The 12,909-nt window shown below is 59.5% G+C and carries 13 protein-coding genes and 1 tRNA gene; 4 read left to right on the top strand and 10 right to left on the bottom strand.

What is annotated here, in order from left to right; translation table 11 throughout:
* Positions 1 to 8: 8 nt before the first annotated feature.
* From ASD32_RS14195 to uxaC, 4 genes are all read right to left on the bottom strand, one after another.
* On the bottom strand, positions 9 to 887 hold the full coding sequence (locus ASD32_RS14195; protein ID WP_060638692.1) for a sugar ABC transporter permease: 879 nt from the start codon (positions 885 to 887) through the stop codon (positions 9 to 11).
* Entirely contained in the window at positions 884 to 1,984 is a 1,101-nt protein-coding gene (locus ASD32_RS14190) for an ABC transporter ATP-binding protein (RefSeq protein ID WP_060638691.1), read from the bottom strand. The genes ASD32_RS14195 and ASD32_RS14190 overlap by 4 nt, the downstream gene beginning before the upstream one ends.
* A gap of 167 nt (positions 1,985 to 2,151) precedes the next feature.
* Positions 2,152 to 3,327 (bottom strand): extracellular solute-binding protein, encoded by a 1,176-nt coding sequence (locus ASD32_RS14185; RefSeq protein ID WP_060638690.1) that lies wholly within the window; start codon positions 3,325 to 3,327, stop codon positions 2,152 to 2,154.
* Positions 3,328 to 3,386: 59 nt separating this feature from the next.
* Complete coding sequence (gene uxaC, locus ASD32_RS14180) at positions 3,387 to 4,787, bottom strand: glucuronate isomerase (protein ID WP_060638689.1); 1,401 nt, start codon at positions 4,785 to 4,787, stop codon at positions 3,387 to 3,389.
* Between the two features lie 90 nt (positions 4,788 to 4,877).
* On the opposite strand from uxaC, the gene ASD32_RS14175 reads away from it, so the two are divergent.
* The 3 genes from ASD32_RS14175 (at position 4,878) to ASD32_RS14165 (ending at position 8,830) form a co-directional block, all read left to right on the top strand.
* Positions 4,878 to 5,600: a GntR family transcriptional regulator gene (locus ASD32_RS14175; RefSeq protein WP_060638688.1), complete on the top strand. Its 723-nt coding sequence runs from the start codon at positions 4,878 to 4,880 to the stop codon at positions 5,598 to 5,600.
* Positions 5,601 to 5,639: 39 nt separating this feature from the next.
* Positions 5,640 to 6,827: a mannonate dehydratase gene (gene uxuA, locus ASD32_RS14170; RefSeq protein WP_060638687.1), complete on the top strand. Its 1,188-nt coding sequence runs from the start codon at positions 5,640 to 5,642 to the stop codon at positions 6,825 to 6,827.
* Positions 6,828 to 7,300: 473 nt separating this feature from the next.
* Positions 7,301 to 8,830, top strand: coding sequence for a hypothetical protein (locus ASD32_RS14165; protein ID WP_060638686.1), 1,530 nt, complete (start codon positions 7,301 to 7,303; stop codon positions 8,828 to 8,830).
* A 138-nt stretch (positions 8,831 to 8,968) separates the two neighbouring features.
* On the opposite strand, the gene ASD32_RS14160 is transcribed toward ASD32_RS14165, so the two are convergent.
* Positions 8,969 to 9,044 (bottom strand) — tRNA-Ile (locus tag ASD32_RS14160).
* Positions 9,045 to 9,202: 158 nt separating this feature from the next.
* Between ASD32_RS14160 and ASD32_RS14155 the strand changes: the two genes are divergently transcribed.
* On the top strand, positions 9,203 to 9,949 hold the full coding sequence (locus ASD32_RS14155) for an SIMPL domain-containing protein (RefSeq protein WP_060638685.1): 747 nt from the start codon (positions 9,203 to 9,205) through the stop codon (positions 9,947 to 9,949).
* Between the two features lie 210 nt (positions 9,950 to 10,159).
* On the opposite strand, the gene ASD32_RS14150 is transcribed toward ASD32_RS14155, so the two are convergent.
* The 5 genes from ASD32_RS14150 to ASD32_RS14130 form a co-directional block, all read right to left on the bottom strand.
* Positions 10,160 to 10,552: a hypothetical protein gene (locus ASD32_RS14150; protein WP_060638684.1), complete on the bottom strand. Its 393-nt coding sequence runs from the start codon at positions 10,550 to 10,552 to the stop codon at positions 10,160 to 10,162.
* A 199-nt stretch (positions 10,553 to 10,751) separates the two neighbouring features.
* A complete protein-coding gene (locus tag ASD32_RS14145; protein WP_060638683.1) occupies positions 10,752 to 11,156 on the bottom strand; it encodes a nuclear transport factor 2 family protein in 405 nt (134 codons plus the stop codon).
* Between the two features lie 210 nt (positions 11,157 to 11,366).
* A complete protein-coding gene (locus tag ASD32_RS14140; RefSeq protein WP_060638682.1) occupies positions 11,367 to 11,789 on the bottom strand; it encodes a secondary thiamine-phosphate synthase enzyme YjbQ in 423 nt (140 codons plus the stop codon).
* 37 nt (positions 11,790 to 11,826) lie between these two features.
* On the bottom strand, positions 11,827 to 12,180 hold the full coding sequence (locus ASD32_RS14135; RefSeq protein WP_060638884.1) for a DUF1428 family protein: 354 nt from the start codon (positions 12,178 to 12,180) through the stop codon (positions 11,827 to 11,829).
* A 10-nt stretch (positions 12,181 to 12,190) separates the two neighbouring features.
* On the bottom strand, positions 12,191 to 12,676 hold the full coding sequence (locus ASD32_RS14130) for a hypothetical protein (protein ID WP_156383181.1): 486 nt from the start codon (positions 12,674 to 12,676) through the stop codon (positions 12,191 to 12,193).
* Positions 12,677 to 12,909 lie beyond the last annotated feature (233 nt).

Genomic DNA, 12,909 nt, shown 5'->3' with positions numbered 1-12,909 from the left:
CACGATCGTCATCCCTTCGTCCCCCCGGTCGGCCCGCGATAGAAAAACGAGCGCGCGCCCAAAACGATCAGCACCACGACCAGCTCCACCGCCCCCATGACCATCGCAATCGCCGTTCCCAGAGAATGGTCATATTGCTCGAAGGCTGCTTGATAGGCGGCAATCGAGATCACCCGCGTCGGGCCTGCCGGAGCACCGAGCAGCACGGCTGAGGGAAAGACCGCAAAGGCCTGCACGAAAGCCAGGCAGAAGGTGACGGCAAGTCCCGGCACCAGAAGCGGCAGGAAGACTTTCATGAACCGCTGGCGGGCATTGGCGCCGAGCGTTGCGGCAGCCTGTTCGATCGCCGGGTCGATACCGGTCACGTAGGACAGCGTCAAAAGGAAAGCGAAGGGAAAGCCGGTGATGACCAGCGAGGCAAACACACCCCAATAGTTGTTGGTCAGCTTCATCGGCGCATCCAGAAGACCGATCAGCACCAGCACGCGGTTGAACCAGCCCTGCGGCCCCAGAAACGTCAAAAGCCCGTCGGCCACGAACACCGTGCCGAGCGTGATCGGCAGTACCAGGATCGTGGTCAGCAGCCTTTGGCGCGTCATCAGCCGGACGCGAAAAGCGATCGGCACGGCAAAGGCGAGATTGACGATCGTGACCGGCAGCGCCAGCCAGAGCGTCGAGGCAATCGTGCGGTACTGGAAGGGGTCGCTGAAGAAGGTGACGTAGTTCGCATACCAGGGGCCTTCCTTCGGCATGACCGAATCGGCAAGTCCGTAGATAAATGGATAGATGAAGAGCCCGAGCATGACCGCAAGTCCCGGCAGGATCAGCAGCGTCGTGCCGTCAAAACCGCGCGCAGCAAGCCGGTAGCGAAGCGACGGCGTGCTCATGCGCCCGTTCCCTTGAACAGCAGCGCCCGGCCCGGCGCCGGCTGCAATGTCGCTTGCGCGCCGCGCGGCAAGGCCTGTTCGGCGCGGAAATAGAGATCGGACCCATCCGCCGACTTGGCGATCCCGAAAAAGGCCCGGCCGCGATATTCCATGTTGACGACGGTGGCGGGTACGCCGCTGCCATCCTCGACGGCGACCAGGTCTTCCGGCCGCACCGACAGCACTGCCGCATCGTCGATGGCAAGCGGCTCGCGCATCGTGCCTGTCAGTTGCGCTCCGGCCACTTCGATGCGGGCTTCCTCGCCAGACACAGCCGTCACCCGGCCCTTGATGCGCGTGCGAAAACCCATGAAATCGGCGACGTCGATATGATTGGGGCGCTGGTAGAGATCCTGCGGCGAGCCGATCTGCATGATCCGGCCCTGGTTCATCACCACGATCCGGTCGGCCAGCGACAGCGCCTCGTCCTGATCATGCGTCACGTAAATGGTCGTCGAGCCGATCTGGTCGTGGATGCCGCGGATTTCGGCGCGCATCTCAAGCCGCAGCTTGGCATCGAGATTGGACAGCGGCTCGTCCATCAAGACGACAGGCGGCCGGATGACGATGGCGCGGGCAATCGCCACGCGCTGCTGCTGTCCGCCCGACAGCTGCCCCGGCAGCTTGTCGATCTGGCTTTCCAGCCGCACGAGCGCCAGAGCCTGCTCGATGCGCCTGTCGGCCTCTGCACCGCCAATGCCCTGCATGGTCAGCCCGAAGCCGACATTGCGGCGCACGCTCATATGCGGAAACAGGGCATAGCTCTGGAACACCATGCCAAACCCGCGCTTTTCCGGCTCCAGCTGGTCAATGCGTTTGCCCCCCAGCCGGATTTCGCCGCCCGACAGGGCGAGAAGCCCCGCGACGCAATTCAGCGCCGTGGATTTGCCGCAACCGGACGGCCCCAGAAGCGCGATGAATTCGCCGGGCTCGATGGCAAGATCGATGCCGTCAAGCGCTGTATAGGCGCCAAACGAACGGCGCAGGCCATCAAGCTCGAGGCGGGCCGTCTGTTTGGGCGAAAGCACCGCCGCTGCGGTCTGAACCGGCAAATTCAAGGTCGTCTCCTTCAAGTCTCGTGCAACGGCAAGGGGCATGTATGGACGGGGCAAAGCTGGGTTTGCCACGCCACTGTCAGTCCGTGATATCTCCCCCTCAAAGGGGGAGATCATTTCGTTTGCGCATTTGCCCGGAGCGTCCAGGCATATTACCAAAGCGTTAGCGCTCAGCCCTTGGATGCGCCGATCTGCTCGTCCCAGATGCGGAACGCATCGACGATCCTTGCAGGGTCAAGCGGCACTTCCAGCGGATTGTTGGCGATCCAGTCGGCATATTCCGGACGGCCGAACTCCTTGATGGCGTCCTGGCTTTCCTGTGGCGCCATGTCGATCGTCACATCCTTCACCGCCGGGCCCGGATAGAAATAGCCCTGGTCATAGGCGATTGCCTGCTGCTGCGGCTGCAGCATGAAGTTGATGATATCGAGCAGGACGGCGACCTTCTCCTCGGAGACGCCCTTGGGAATGACAGCGTAATGGGCGTCCGTCACCCAGTGGAAACCGTCGAGCTTGCCGACCTTGGCTTCGGCTGGAACGATGCCGAGCGCACGCGGGTTGATATCCCAGCCGGTCGTCGAGACGACGATGTCGCGGGTGCCCTCGCCCAGTTCCTTCATCACCTGCGTCGTGCCGGTGCCGTAATATTCGATATTTTCACCTAAGGCCTTCAGATAGTCCCAGGTCTTTGCCCAGCCATTGACCGGATCGTGTGGATCGCTGTCGCCGAGAATATAGGGAAGCCCCATCAGGAAGGTGCGGCCGGGACCGGAATTGGCCGGACGGGCATACATGAACTTGTTCGGATTGGCCTTTGACCAGTCCAGCAGTTCCTGAGCCGTCTTTGGCGGTGTCGCCACCCGGTCCGGCATATATTCGATCAGCGGTCCCGATGGATAATAGGTGACGACGACGCCCTGGTCCTTGGCGAGCGCCTGCATCTTGAACGCCTGCGGCAACAGAATGCTTTCCAGATTGGGCAGATCGCCCTTATGGGCTGACAGATCGACCCAGAGCCCCTGGTCGAGACCGGCCGCAAGCACATCGGTTCCGGTCAGCACGAGGTCGATATCGACCTTGCCGGCAGCCTGCTGCGCCTTCAGCTTGGCGGGCAGTTCCGGTGCCGGGGCCTTGGTGAAGGCAAAGCTCGATACCCATTCCGGCTTGGCCGCCGCATAGGCCTCCAGCATGCCCTGTGTCAAAGCCAGATTGCCGGCAACATCGACCACGGTGATGGCGACCGGGCTTGCCGGCGCCTTGATCTGTGCAAACAGCCGGCCGGGCAAAAGGCCAAGCCCCGTCAAGCCGGCAACTCCGCCGACAAAAGTCCTGCGCGTAACGTTCATGTCGTTCTCCTCCCTTGTTGTGCAGCGGGCGCCTCCTGCGCCGCCCGTCTGCCAGATAGTCACAGTCGATAGGCTCTCTTTGCCAGCCCGTAGGCGAGTTCGTGCGCCAGACTGGATGCCTCTTCCTCGTCAAGGCGGTGGTCTGCCACGAGCCGGGCGAGATAGGCGCAGTCCACCCGCCGCGCCATGTCATGGCGGGCCGGGATCGACAGATAGGCGCGTGTGTCGTCGTTGAACCCCACCGTATTGTAGAACCCGGCGGTCTCCGTCGTTGTCTCGCGGTAGCGGCGCATGCCTTCCGGGCTGTCGAAAAACCACCAGGCGGGGCCAAGCTTGAGCGCTGGATAATGACCGGCAAGTGGCGCAAGCTCACGCGAATAGGCGGTTTCATCGAGCGTGAAGAGGATGACCGTCAGCTCCGGATCATTGCCGGCAACATCGAGCAGCGGCTTCAAAGCCTGCACATAGCTGGTCTCCGAAGGAATATCCGCCCCCTTGTCGGGACCGAAATTCGCAAAAAGCGACGGATTGTGGTTGCGGTAGGACCCAGGATGGATCTGCATCACCAGCCCATCATCCCGGCTCATCCGCGCCATTTCCGTCAGCATCTGCCCCCGGAAGGCATCGGCCTCTCCCGCATCCGCCCGGCCGGCCAGCACCGTGTCGAACAACCGCGCCGCCTCGCTTGGCGCAAGATTCTCGGTTCGGGCGGTGGCATGGCCGTGATCGGTGGCCGTGGCACCGCGCGCCTTGAAGAAGGCACGCCGCGCCCGGTGCGCATTCAGATAGCCGGCAAACGTCGCCTGCTCCCCGGTCATGCCCAGGAACCGTTCGAGGTTTCCGGCAAATCCTGATGCCTGCGGATCGACCACCGCATCCGGCCGATAGGTCGGCACCACGCGCCCATGCCACCCCGAATCGCGCACGGCATCGTGATGGCTGAGATCATCGAGCGCGCTGTCGGTGGTGGCGATCACTTCCATGTTGAAGCGGTCAAACAGCGCACGCGGCCGCATCTGCGGTGTCGGGATAGCCGCTTCGATCTGGTCGAACAGGGCATCGGCGGTTTCAAGTGACAGGCGCTCGGTAATCCCGAATACGGTCTCCATTGAATGCTCGAACCAGATGCGCGTCGGCGTTCCCGCAAACAGATGAAAATGCCGGGCAAACAACCGCCATATCGTGCGCGGGTCCGTCTCGACCGCCGCGCCGTCACGCCGCGCAACACCGAGATCCTCCAGCCGCACACCCTGCGAATAAAGCATGCGCGTCGCATAGTGATCGGGCGTGATGAACAGCGCCGCCGGGTCTGGAAACGGCTTGTCGTGCGCATACCAGGACGGGTCCGTATGGCCATGCGGCGATACGATCGGCAGGGACTGAACCGTCTGATAAAGCTGCCTTGCGATTGCCCGCGTACCGGGGTCGCCAGGAAACAGCCTGTCGGGGTGCAATGCCATTCCTTGTCGCTCCTCCCGCTTCACGTCTTGGCAACGTTGAGAAACTGATATACTAGTATTCACAACAGTGTCAACGCTTCGAGAGCTTTCATGTCATCAGCGCCCCTCAGCACCATCGCCGCGTCCCGCATCGCAGAGCCGTCCGCTGCAAAGCTTCGGCGCGTCACGGCGGGATCGGCGATCTATGACCGGCTGCATTCGGCCATCTCCTCTTTGCAGATGCCGCCCGGCATGCCGCTGCAGGAAAAGCGGATTGCCGAGGAGTTCGGCGTCAGCCGCACTCCGGTGCGTGAAGCGCTGCTGCGGCTGGCCGAAGCCGGGCTTGTCGATATCTTCCCGCAGTCGGGCACCTTCGTGTCGCTGGTTCCGGTCTCAGCCATTCCCGAGGCGGTGGTGATCCGCAAGTCGCTGGAGGGAACGACGGTGGAATCGGCGACAGCGATTGCCACGCAAACCGACATCGCCAAGCTGGACGCGATCATCGCCCGCCAGCGCCTGCACGCCGCCCATAACGAGACCTCGCTTTTCCACGAGCAGGACGAAGCCTTTCACGAGACGATCGCCGGGATCGCCGGCTATCCCGGCATCTGGGCCATCCTGAAAACAGTGAAGATCCAGATCGACCGCGCCCGGCGCCTGACCTTGCCGGCGCTTGGACGCATGGAAAGCGTGATCGAAGAGCATGTGACGATCCGCAATGCCATCGCCGCCCATGACGTTGATGGCGCCCGCGCGGCCATGATGCACCATCTGAGCGCCGTCATTCCCGATGTCGCGGAATTGCGGGTCATGCACCCCGATTATTTTTGCTGAACACCAGAAAACTGAATAGAACCGGAGGAAGAAGCAGGCATGCGTCAGGGATGGAGATGGTTCGGGCCGGATGCACCGGTGACGCTGGATGATGTGCGCCAGACCGGGGCGACCAATATCGTCTCGGCGCTGCACCAGGTGCCGATCGGCCGCGCCTGGACGCAGAGTGAGGTGCGCGAGCGCCAAAACCTCATCGAAACCACGCCCGCCGGGCGCTCGCCGCTCACCTGGTCGGTTGTCGAAAGCATCCCCATCCCCGATGCCGTCAAGCGCACGGGCCGCAAGGCCAAAGCCGAGATCGACGCTTGGATTGCCAGTCTTGAGGCGGTCGCCGCCTGCGGTATCAAGATCATCTGCTACAATTTCATGCCGGTGGTCGACTGGACGCGCACCGAACTGGATTTCGTCACCCCGACCGGTGCCACCGCCATGCGCTTCGACCACGAGCGCTTTGCCGCCTTCGACCTGTTCGTGCTGAAGCGGCAGGGCGCCGAAAACGACTATTCGGACGAAGACCGTGAACGCGCCAAAAGCGTGTTCGAGGCGATGCCGGAAGAAGAGATGGCGGAGATCACCCGCATCATCACCTCGGCCCTGCCCGGCTCCACCACCGAACCGATGACGGTTCCCGGATTTCGCGAACGGCTCGCCGCCTATAGCGGCGTCGATGCCAGCCGCTTCCGCCAGCATCTGGTCGAATTTCTTGAAGCCGTGACCCCCGCCGCAGAAGCGCTCGGCGTCAAGCTGACCCTGCATCCCGACGATCCGCCACGCCCGCTCTTCGGCCTGCCCCGCATCGCCTCGACCGCCGACGATTACGCCGCCCTGTTTGACGCCGTGCCCTCGCAAGCCAACGGCATGTGCTTTTGCACCGGCAGCCTTGGCGTGCGCGAAGACAACGACCTGCCGGCCATTGCCCGGCGCTTTGCCGGCCGCATCCATTTCGCCCATCTGCGCGCCACGGCACGGGAAAAAGACGGCCGCAGCTTCCACGAAAGCGCCCATTTGGAGGGCGATGTCGATATGGTCGCGGTGCTGAAGGAACTCGTCACCGAAGACCGCCGCCGCTCAGGCGAAAACACCATCGTCTTCCGCTCCGACCACGGCCACCGCATGCTCGACGACCTCGAAAAAACCGTCACCCCCGGCTACCCCCCCATCGGCCGCCTCCGCGGCCTGGCCGAACTGCGCGGGATCCTGCATGCGCTTGGTGCGAAGCCGGGGTGAGTTGGAGGGTCGGCAGGGGGTTTTGGTCGGACAAGCAGAAAATGGTGGGCCCGGAGGGCCGGGCCGAATGCAAACAAATCAATGGGCTACCGAAAGGGTTAGCCAGAAGATTTCACGTTATGTTCCTGAGCCCTGGCTAACCGAAATCCATTACGCGGAATGGCACCCGGTCGAGTATCCCGCCTTCTATCGACACTGCCATATTGCGGGAATTGCGAACGTCTGCCACCTTCTAGTTGAACGTGAGAAGCGTGAAAAAGGGTGGTTGGATGACGAACAGCAAATTGGATAAAGCGCTATCAGAAATTGAGGCCGCGAAGGTACGCGAATTGCCGGAGTGAATTCAAAACAATGTTTGGCGGAACTATCACGTCGAACTAGTATCCATTGCCACAACCATCGGACCTTTGAGCGCTCACTATCCACATTAGACTGCTGTGCGCAAATTACGAAAAGACTACTGGAATAGCTTGATGAGATTTGCGCGTGCCGCCGAAAAAATCATATTGACCCAATGCTCGCTCGCGGGGTCGGTCGCAACCTTGCCGGACGAAGACATCTTCGGATGGGACCTCTTTGTAGAGTTTCCAAAGGAGAAATTCGATGGCTCCCCGGAAGACCGGCCGCCGCGAAAAAAAGCATATGTAAAAGTAAAATCGACAATTACAAAATACGGAAAGTCAAAGATAAAGCTTTCCAATATCCAAGAGGCCGTCACTTCGCATGATCCATGGTTTATATTCATGGTAATGAAGGACAAGACGATCCGAGGCATACACGTATGGGGAGACTTGCTAACTTCCTGGCTGAAACTAATACGGAAGTCTGGCATCGACTCTAAAGAGCTTCACAAAGAGAAGCTTATTTTCACCTTCGACACCTCAACACAAATTCACCAGAACGTTTCGGAATGGATGCTGAACGAGATCGACACCGTGGGGATAAACTATGTGGATGCTAAGACGAAGGTGATCCAGACATCGGGATATGAATCGGGCGGCGCTACGGGCAAATTGTTGCTCGAAAACATCGACCAAGACAAGCTTGCCCGCGCATTTCTTGGACTTGAAAAACAAATCCCTGTTTCGCAGTTTTCGATCACAAGAACACGCTTTGGCCTCTCCGATCCCACTCCGTTCGTTGACACCGACAAAGGTCTTTTGACCTTCAACCCGAATCCCGTAGAGCAATGCGAACTTCGATTCAAAGGCCCACTAACGGAACCTTCAATCGCAATGTCGGGAGATATCTATGCCTACAAGCCAATTACAAACACTACGAAAAGGGGCTACATTCGCTTTTCGGCACCCCCACTGGAAATAGTAGCCGATTCCAATGGAAAGTACGATTTTAACTTCAATTTTGAGGAGGCTGGCCGTTTACCTTTTTCCAGGTGGTTAAGCTATGCGACGATTATTTCTTGGTCTAGTTTCGGACCGGTTGATGTGAAAATAACGTCACGTGATGAAATTTTCGTCGGGGCGAGGCTAGACCTTACTCCGTCAGAGATACACCACAACATCAAACGGCTTTGCGCCGTAGTAATGGCAATCAGAGATGCAGCACGGACGGCAAATTTCGCTGCCCCCGATTTTGAAATCGCGGATTTTGACAACAGCGCGGAACAAGCTGATGCATTCGCTGCCGCTCTTTCGAATGAGAACCTTTACGGCTTCTGGGCCCCTCTTGACGACGCCCCGGCAAAATTTACTTCCCTTGCCTATACGACAGTGGTCAGCTTTCCTCACCTATCGATTGGATGCGTGATTACACGAACCATTTTAACAGACGAGACTTTAGAAGGGACCCGAAAGGTTTCGGCGGGTCCGCCTGTCATCAGAGAAGCGATTTTCAGACCTCATTTTTCGAAGAATATGGCGAGTTCGTTAGAGGCTTTCTGTGATGGGCTGATATCGGCAATGGATGACGATGAAAGGGTTCTGAAAGTTGAAGACTTCCACGACGCAATAAGGCCGCGTGAAGCAAATCAGCTAACGCTCTAACGAATCGCTTCATCACTTCAATCAAATTCTTAAACACAGGGAGAGAAAAAGACTTGGCCAGTCGCGCAAATTTTGTTGCCAAATTGTTGCGAAAATTGGATCGCCAAAAATCGCTAATAGCTAAGCCATTGATATTATTGGTGGGCCCGGAGGGACTCGAACCCCCAACCAAGCGGTTATGAGCCGCCGGCTCTAACCATTGAGCTACAGGCCCTTCCGGAGGTGTCCGGGGTGCCGCGGGCCAATGGCAGGCCGCGGGTGGGACTGGCTCTAGCGGAAAACTGGTTTTCCCACAAGACGTTGCCGCAATCCCTACACAATCAATCCGCAATAAGGTGGCAGGGACGAAATACAACTGGAGAGAAACTGTCCATGACATCCACCTATTTGCCCCGCAGCCTCAAGATCGCCGTTCTGGCCGCCGCTTTTGCGGGGATTGCCGGGGCTTCGGCCTTTGCGCAGGATACCGCCACGCCGCGTGAAGCCGTGATCACCGTATCGGGCGAAGGCCGCGCCAGCGTTGCTCCGGATCTGGCGATCCTGTCGTTCAGCGTCGTCAAGGATGCCAAGACTGCGAAAGAGGCGCTCGACGCCAATAACAAGGCGATGGCCGATGTGCTGAACGCGCTGAAAACATCCGGCATTGCCGATCGCGACCTGCAGACCTCCGGTTTCGCCGTCAATCCGCAATACCAGTATCCGGACAATAGCGACGGCGGCAACCGCCAGCCGGTGCTGACGGGATACCAGGTGGCCAATTCGCTGACCATCAAGGTGCGCGACCTTGCCAAGCTCGGCGAGATCATCGACCAGTCGGTAACGCTCGGCGTCAACCAGGGCGGTTCGATCCAGTTTTCCAACGACAAGCCGGAAGCAACGATCACCGAAGCCCGCAAATCGGCGGTGACGGATGCCGTTGCCAAGGGCAAGGTCCTGTCGGAAGCCGCCGGCGTTTCGATCGGCCGTATTATTGAAATTTCAGAGAACTCATCCCGGCCCGAACCTATGCCGATGATGCGCACCATGGCAAAGGAATATGCCGCAGATGCCGTGCCGATCGCCACGGGAGAAAACAGCTATAACGTCACCGTCAACGTCACCTTCGCGATCAAGCAATAATAGCCCGCGGCCAACAACCGTGGACGATCAAATCCCGCTTCGGCGGGATTTTTTTTGTGCGCTGGATGGGAGTGGCGACACAGCCTGCGTTGCGGCCTATGCCCAAAACAAAGCACCCCCCGCAGTAAAACCGCGAGGGGCTAAACTTTCCGCCGGCCGGGGGAGACAAGACGGAAAGAATCGATGTCGCTGTGTCAGCGGCCGATGACTTTAACGGCCGATGACTGGGCAACCGCGGGCATTGGCGAATACCAGGGTGCGGTAATTGCCACGGCGCATGCCTTCGACGACGACGCGGCGGGGCGAGACGTCAACCACGCGGGCCCGGCGCATGCCGAAATCGCGGGCCTTTTCCTGGGCAAGCCAGGGATCACAACGGCCACGGCGCTCATGGCCCCAGCCCGGGCGATGACGGCGGTCGCGGTCCCAGTCGCGTTCGTCGCCATAACGATCGCGATCACGATCGCGGTACTGGACATCGACGATGCCGCCGGAACTCAGGCCGAGCGTGATCGTATCGGCTGCAGCCGGGGTCAGCGTGGCACCAAGGCCGGTCAAACCGATCATGCCGGCAAGGGCGAGCTTTGCAAAAATCTGTTTCATGACTGTTTCTCCTTCAAGAATCCAAACCCTAAAATGTTTGCCCACCTTGTTTTACGACCGCCTTGTTTTGGCGCCGCCTTGTTCTGGGCATTGAGAAAACCCTAATCCGGCCTGGCTGAACGAAACCCGAATCTGCCGTTCATCCGGCGTTCAGGCTGAAAAGAAGCGCGCCTGAGTGGCCAGAAAAAGGCAGAAGGAATCAGCGGGACAGCATCTCTTCGAAAACGCGGATATTGCGGTAATGGCTGAGCCGGGTCACCGCGCCGTTTTCGAACTCGAAGACGAAGACGCTGGGGATCGAATAGGACTGGCCGTTCGCCTCGGCAAAGCCCGGCATGCTCTCGCGGTAATGGCCGCGCGCCGTCAGATCGACGGCGACACGCTGGCCGAACGCATCGTGCATCAGCACCATATCGCTGAAGCTTTCGTCGAAATGACGGAAATAGCTCATGACCGCCATGCGCAGGGGACCGGCGCCGATGGTGCGCTGGCCGGTCAGCGTATCCAGCGCTACATCCTCGTCGAGGAATGTGGCGATCACATCGAAATCCCGCTCGTTCAGGGCCTGCATGAAGCGGCTGGCAATGGTCTGCGCGTCGGTCAATGTTGGTCCTCGTGTCTGTGTGGGCGGTGCGCGGCACCGTGAAACGGTAACAATTCGGGATGAAACCCCAGCGATATGCGGACGTTCAGCGGCGTTTAAACCTTGGATGGAGCCGCGCTTGCGTTGAAACTGTAACAACACCAAACATTTGTTTTTGTTCCCGTAATTTCAATCTTGCGGCCTCTTGAAAGCAGCAGTCTCCCTGCATCATCATCCACCCAGATGCAGCACAACCTCGCGGCGGTGCGGGCGGTCGCGGTGTTCAAACAGGTAAAGGCCCTGCCAGGTGCCGAGCATCAGGCCGCGCGCTCCGACGGGAATGCCGATCGATACCTGCGTCAGCGCCGCCTTGATATGGGCTGGCATGTCGTCAGGACCTTCGGCAGTGTGGATGATCCAGCCCATCGAAGGATCGTCAGACGGCGGCACCAGGCGCTTGAAGAAGGCGTCGAGATCGCGCCGGACGTCCGGATCGGCATTTTCCTGGATGAGCAGCGAGCAGGACGTGTGGCGCACGAAGACGGTCAAAAGCCCCTCCTCCAGACCGGCCCTGCGCACGAACGCTTGCGCCTCGCCGGTAAACTCGTAGAGACCGGCACCACGGGTCTGAAGGGTGATGATCGTCTGGGGCATGATATCCTTTCAAGCCGCCACCCGCTTGGCGCTCCAATTACAGGTCCAGAAAACTTTTGAAGCCGCCATAGATCATCCGCTTGCCATCGAACGGCATGGAAAAATTGTCCATGCTCAGGCGCGGATCGGCCATCACCTTTTTGTTGATCTCGTCACGCTCTTCGCGTGAGGGGTAGGTGATCCAGGAAAAGACCACGACCTCGTCATCGGTCGCCTGCACGGCGCGCGGGAACGAGGTGAGCTCGCCATAGGGCACATCGTCGCCGATGCATTCGACATAGGAGAGTGCGCCATATTCCTTCCAGACCTCGCCTGCCGTGCGCGCCAGATCCTTGTAGGCCTCGATATTGTCCTTCGGAACGGCGACGATAAATCCATCAACATAGGGCATGTCAGTCTCCTCAAAGAGATGCGCCTTTTTGAACATCTGAAGACTTGCTTTCCAGGGAAGCCTTCAGATCGTCGAGCAATGTCTGCATCTCGCCGGTCAAGGCGCTTACGGCGGCAGGTATTTTTACTTGCTCGTCCATATAGATGGAAACCGGCCACTGCTCGTCAAGGGCAAGCAGGCTGCGAACCGCTTCGGGCGGACGGACGCGGCCGAGATAATCCTCCCGGCACAGGATCCATTGAAGGACGAATGCACGGAACCAGGCGTCGTCCGAATTGGCAATGCAGAGAGGCAGCAGCGCATCGACATCTGTCAGGCCGCGAAACCAATGCGGGATTTCCCGCAGCGTCAGCGTGCCGGTGCATTCCTCCTCCCGGCCGCATTTGCGCAGCCGGCAGAAGGCGGGAACTCCCATTCTCGCGACAGCCGTGCGGCACAGCAACTCGAACAAATCGGGGTGAAGCGGCAATTTTTCAGGATCGCAGGCCGGCAGCATGTCTTTCTCCTTTTCCGGATGGATGCAGGCGATCAAAATGATGAATACGGTTTTCCATCACGCGGCGCGGTTTTGGCCCGTGGTTTGTCTCATCTGCAATGTCTGCCGGCTTTTGGCACGGCAGGGTCGGCCGGGGCACATCGGGTGCCTCAGTGTAATAAGTGTAGGTGACACGCGATGTGCCCCGTTTCGGTGTCTTTTGCCGCGCTTCTCAGGTTCTTCTGCGCCTCTCT

The sequence above is a fragment of the Rhizobium sp. Root483D2 genome, assembly GCF_001426685.1.
Lineage (GTDB): Bacteria > Pseudomonadota > Alphaproteobacteria > Rhizobiales > Rhizobiaceae > Pararhizobium > Pararhizobium qamdonense.
This window is presented reverse-complemented; position numbering and strand designations above follow the sequence as displayed.

What these genes read in the sequence shown, in the direction of transcription:
- ASD32_RS14155 (WP_060638685.1), top strand. Translation starts at nt 9,203, where the DNA reads ATGACATCCACCTATTTGCCCCGCAGCCTCAAGATCGCCGTTCTGGCC.
- ASD32_RS14195 (WP_060638692.1), bottom strand. Translation starts at nt 887, where the DNA reads ATGAGCACGCCGTCGCTTCGCTACCGGCTTGCTGCGCGCGGTTTTGAC.
- ASD32_RS14150 (WP_060638684.1), bottom strand. Translation starts at nt 10,552, where the DNA reads ATGAAACAGATTTTTGCAAAGCTCGCCCTTGCCGGCATGATCGGTTTG.
- ASD32_RS14130 (WP_156383181.1), bottom strand. Translation starts at nt 12,676, where the DNA reads ATGCTGCCGGCCTGCGATCCTGAAAAATTGCCGCTTCACCCCGATTTG.
- uxuA (WP_060638687.1), top strand. Translation starts at nt 5,640, where the DNA reads ATGCGTCAGGGATGGAGATGGTTCGGGCCGGATGCACCGGTGACGCTG.
- ASD32_RS14135 (WP_060638884.1), bottom strand. Translation starts at nt 12,180, where the DNA reads ATGCCCTATGTTGATGGATTTATCGTCGCCGTTCCGAAGGACAATATC.
- ASD32_RS14185 (WP_060638690.1), bottom strand. Translation starts at nt 3,327, where the DNA reads ATGAACGTTACGCGCAGGACTTTTGTCGGCGGAGTTGCCGGCTTGACG.
- ASD32_RS14165 (WP_060638686.1), top strand. Translation starts at nt 7,301, where the DNA reads ATGAGATTTGCGCGTGCCGCCGAAAAAATCATATTGACCCAATGCTCG.
- uxaC (WP_060638689.1), bottom strand. Translation starts at nt 4,787, where the DNA reads ATGGCATTGCACCCCGACAGGCTGTTTCCTGGCGACCCCGGTACGCGG.
- ASD32_RS14140 (WP_060638682.1), bottom strand. Translation starts at nt 11,789, where the DNA reads ATGCCCCAGACGATCATCACCCTTCAGACCCGTGGTGCCGGTCTCTAC.
- ASD32_RS14175 (WP_060638688.1), top strand. Translation starts at nt 4,878, where the DNA reads ATGTCATCAGCGCCCCTCAGCACCATCGCCGCGTCCCGCATCGCAGAG.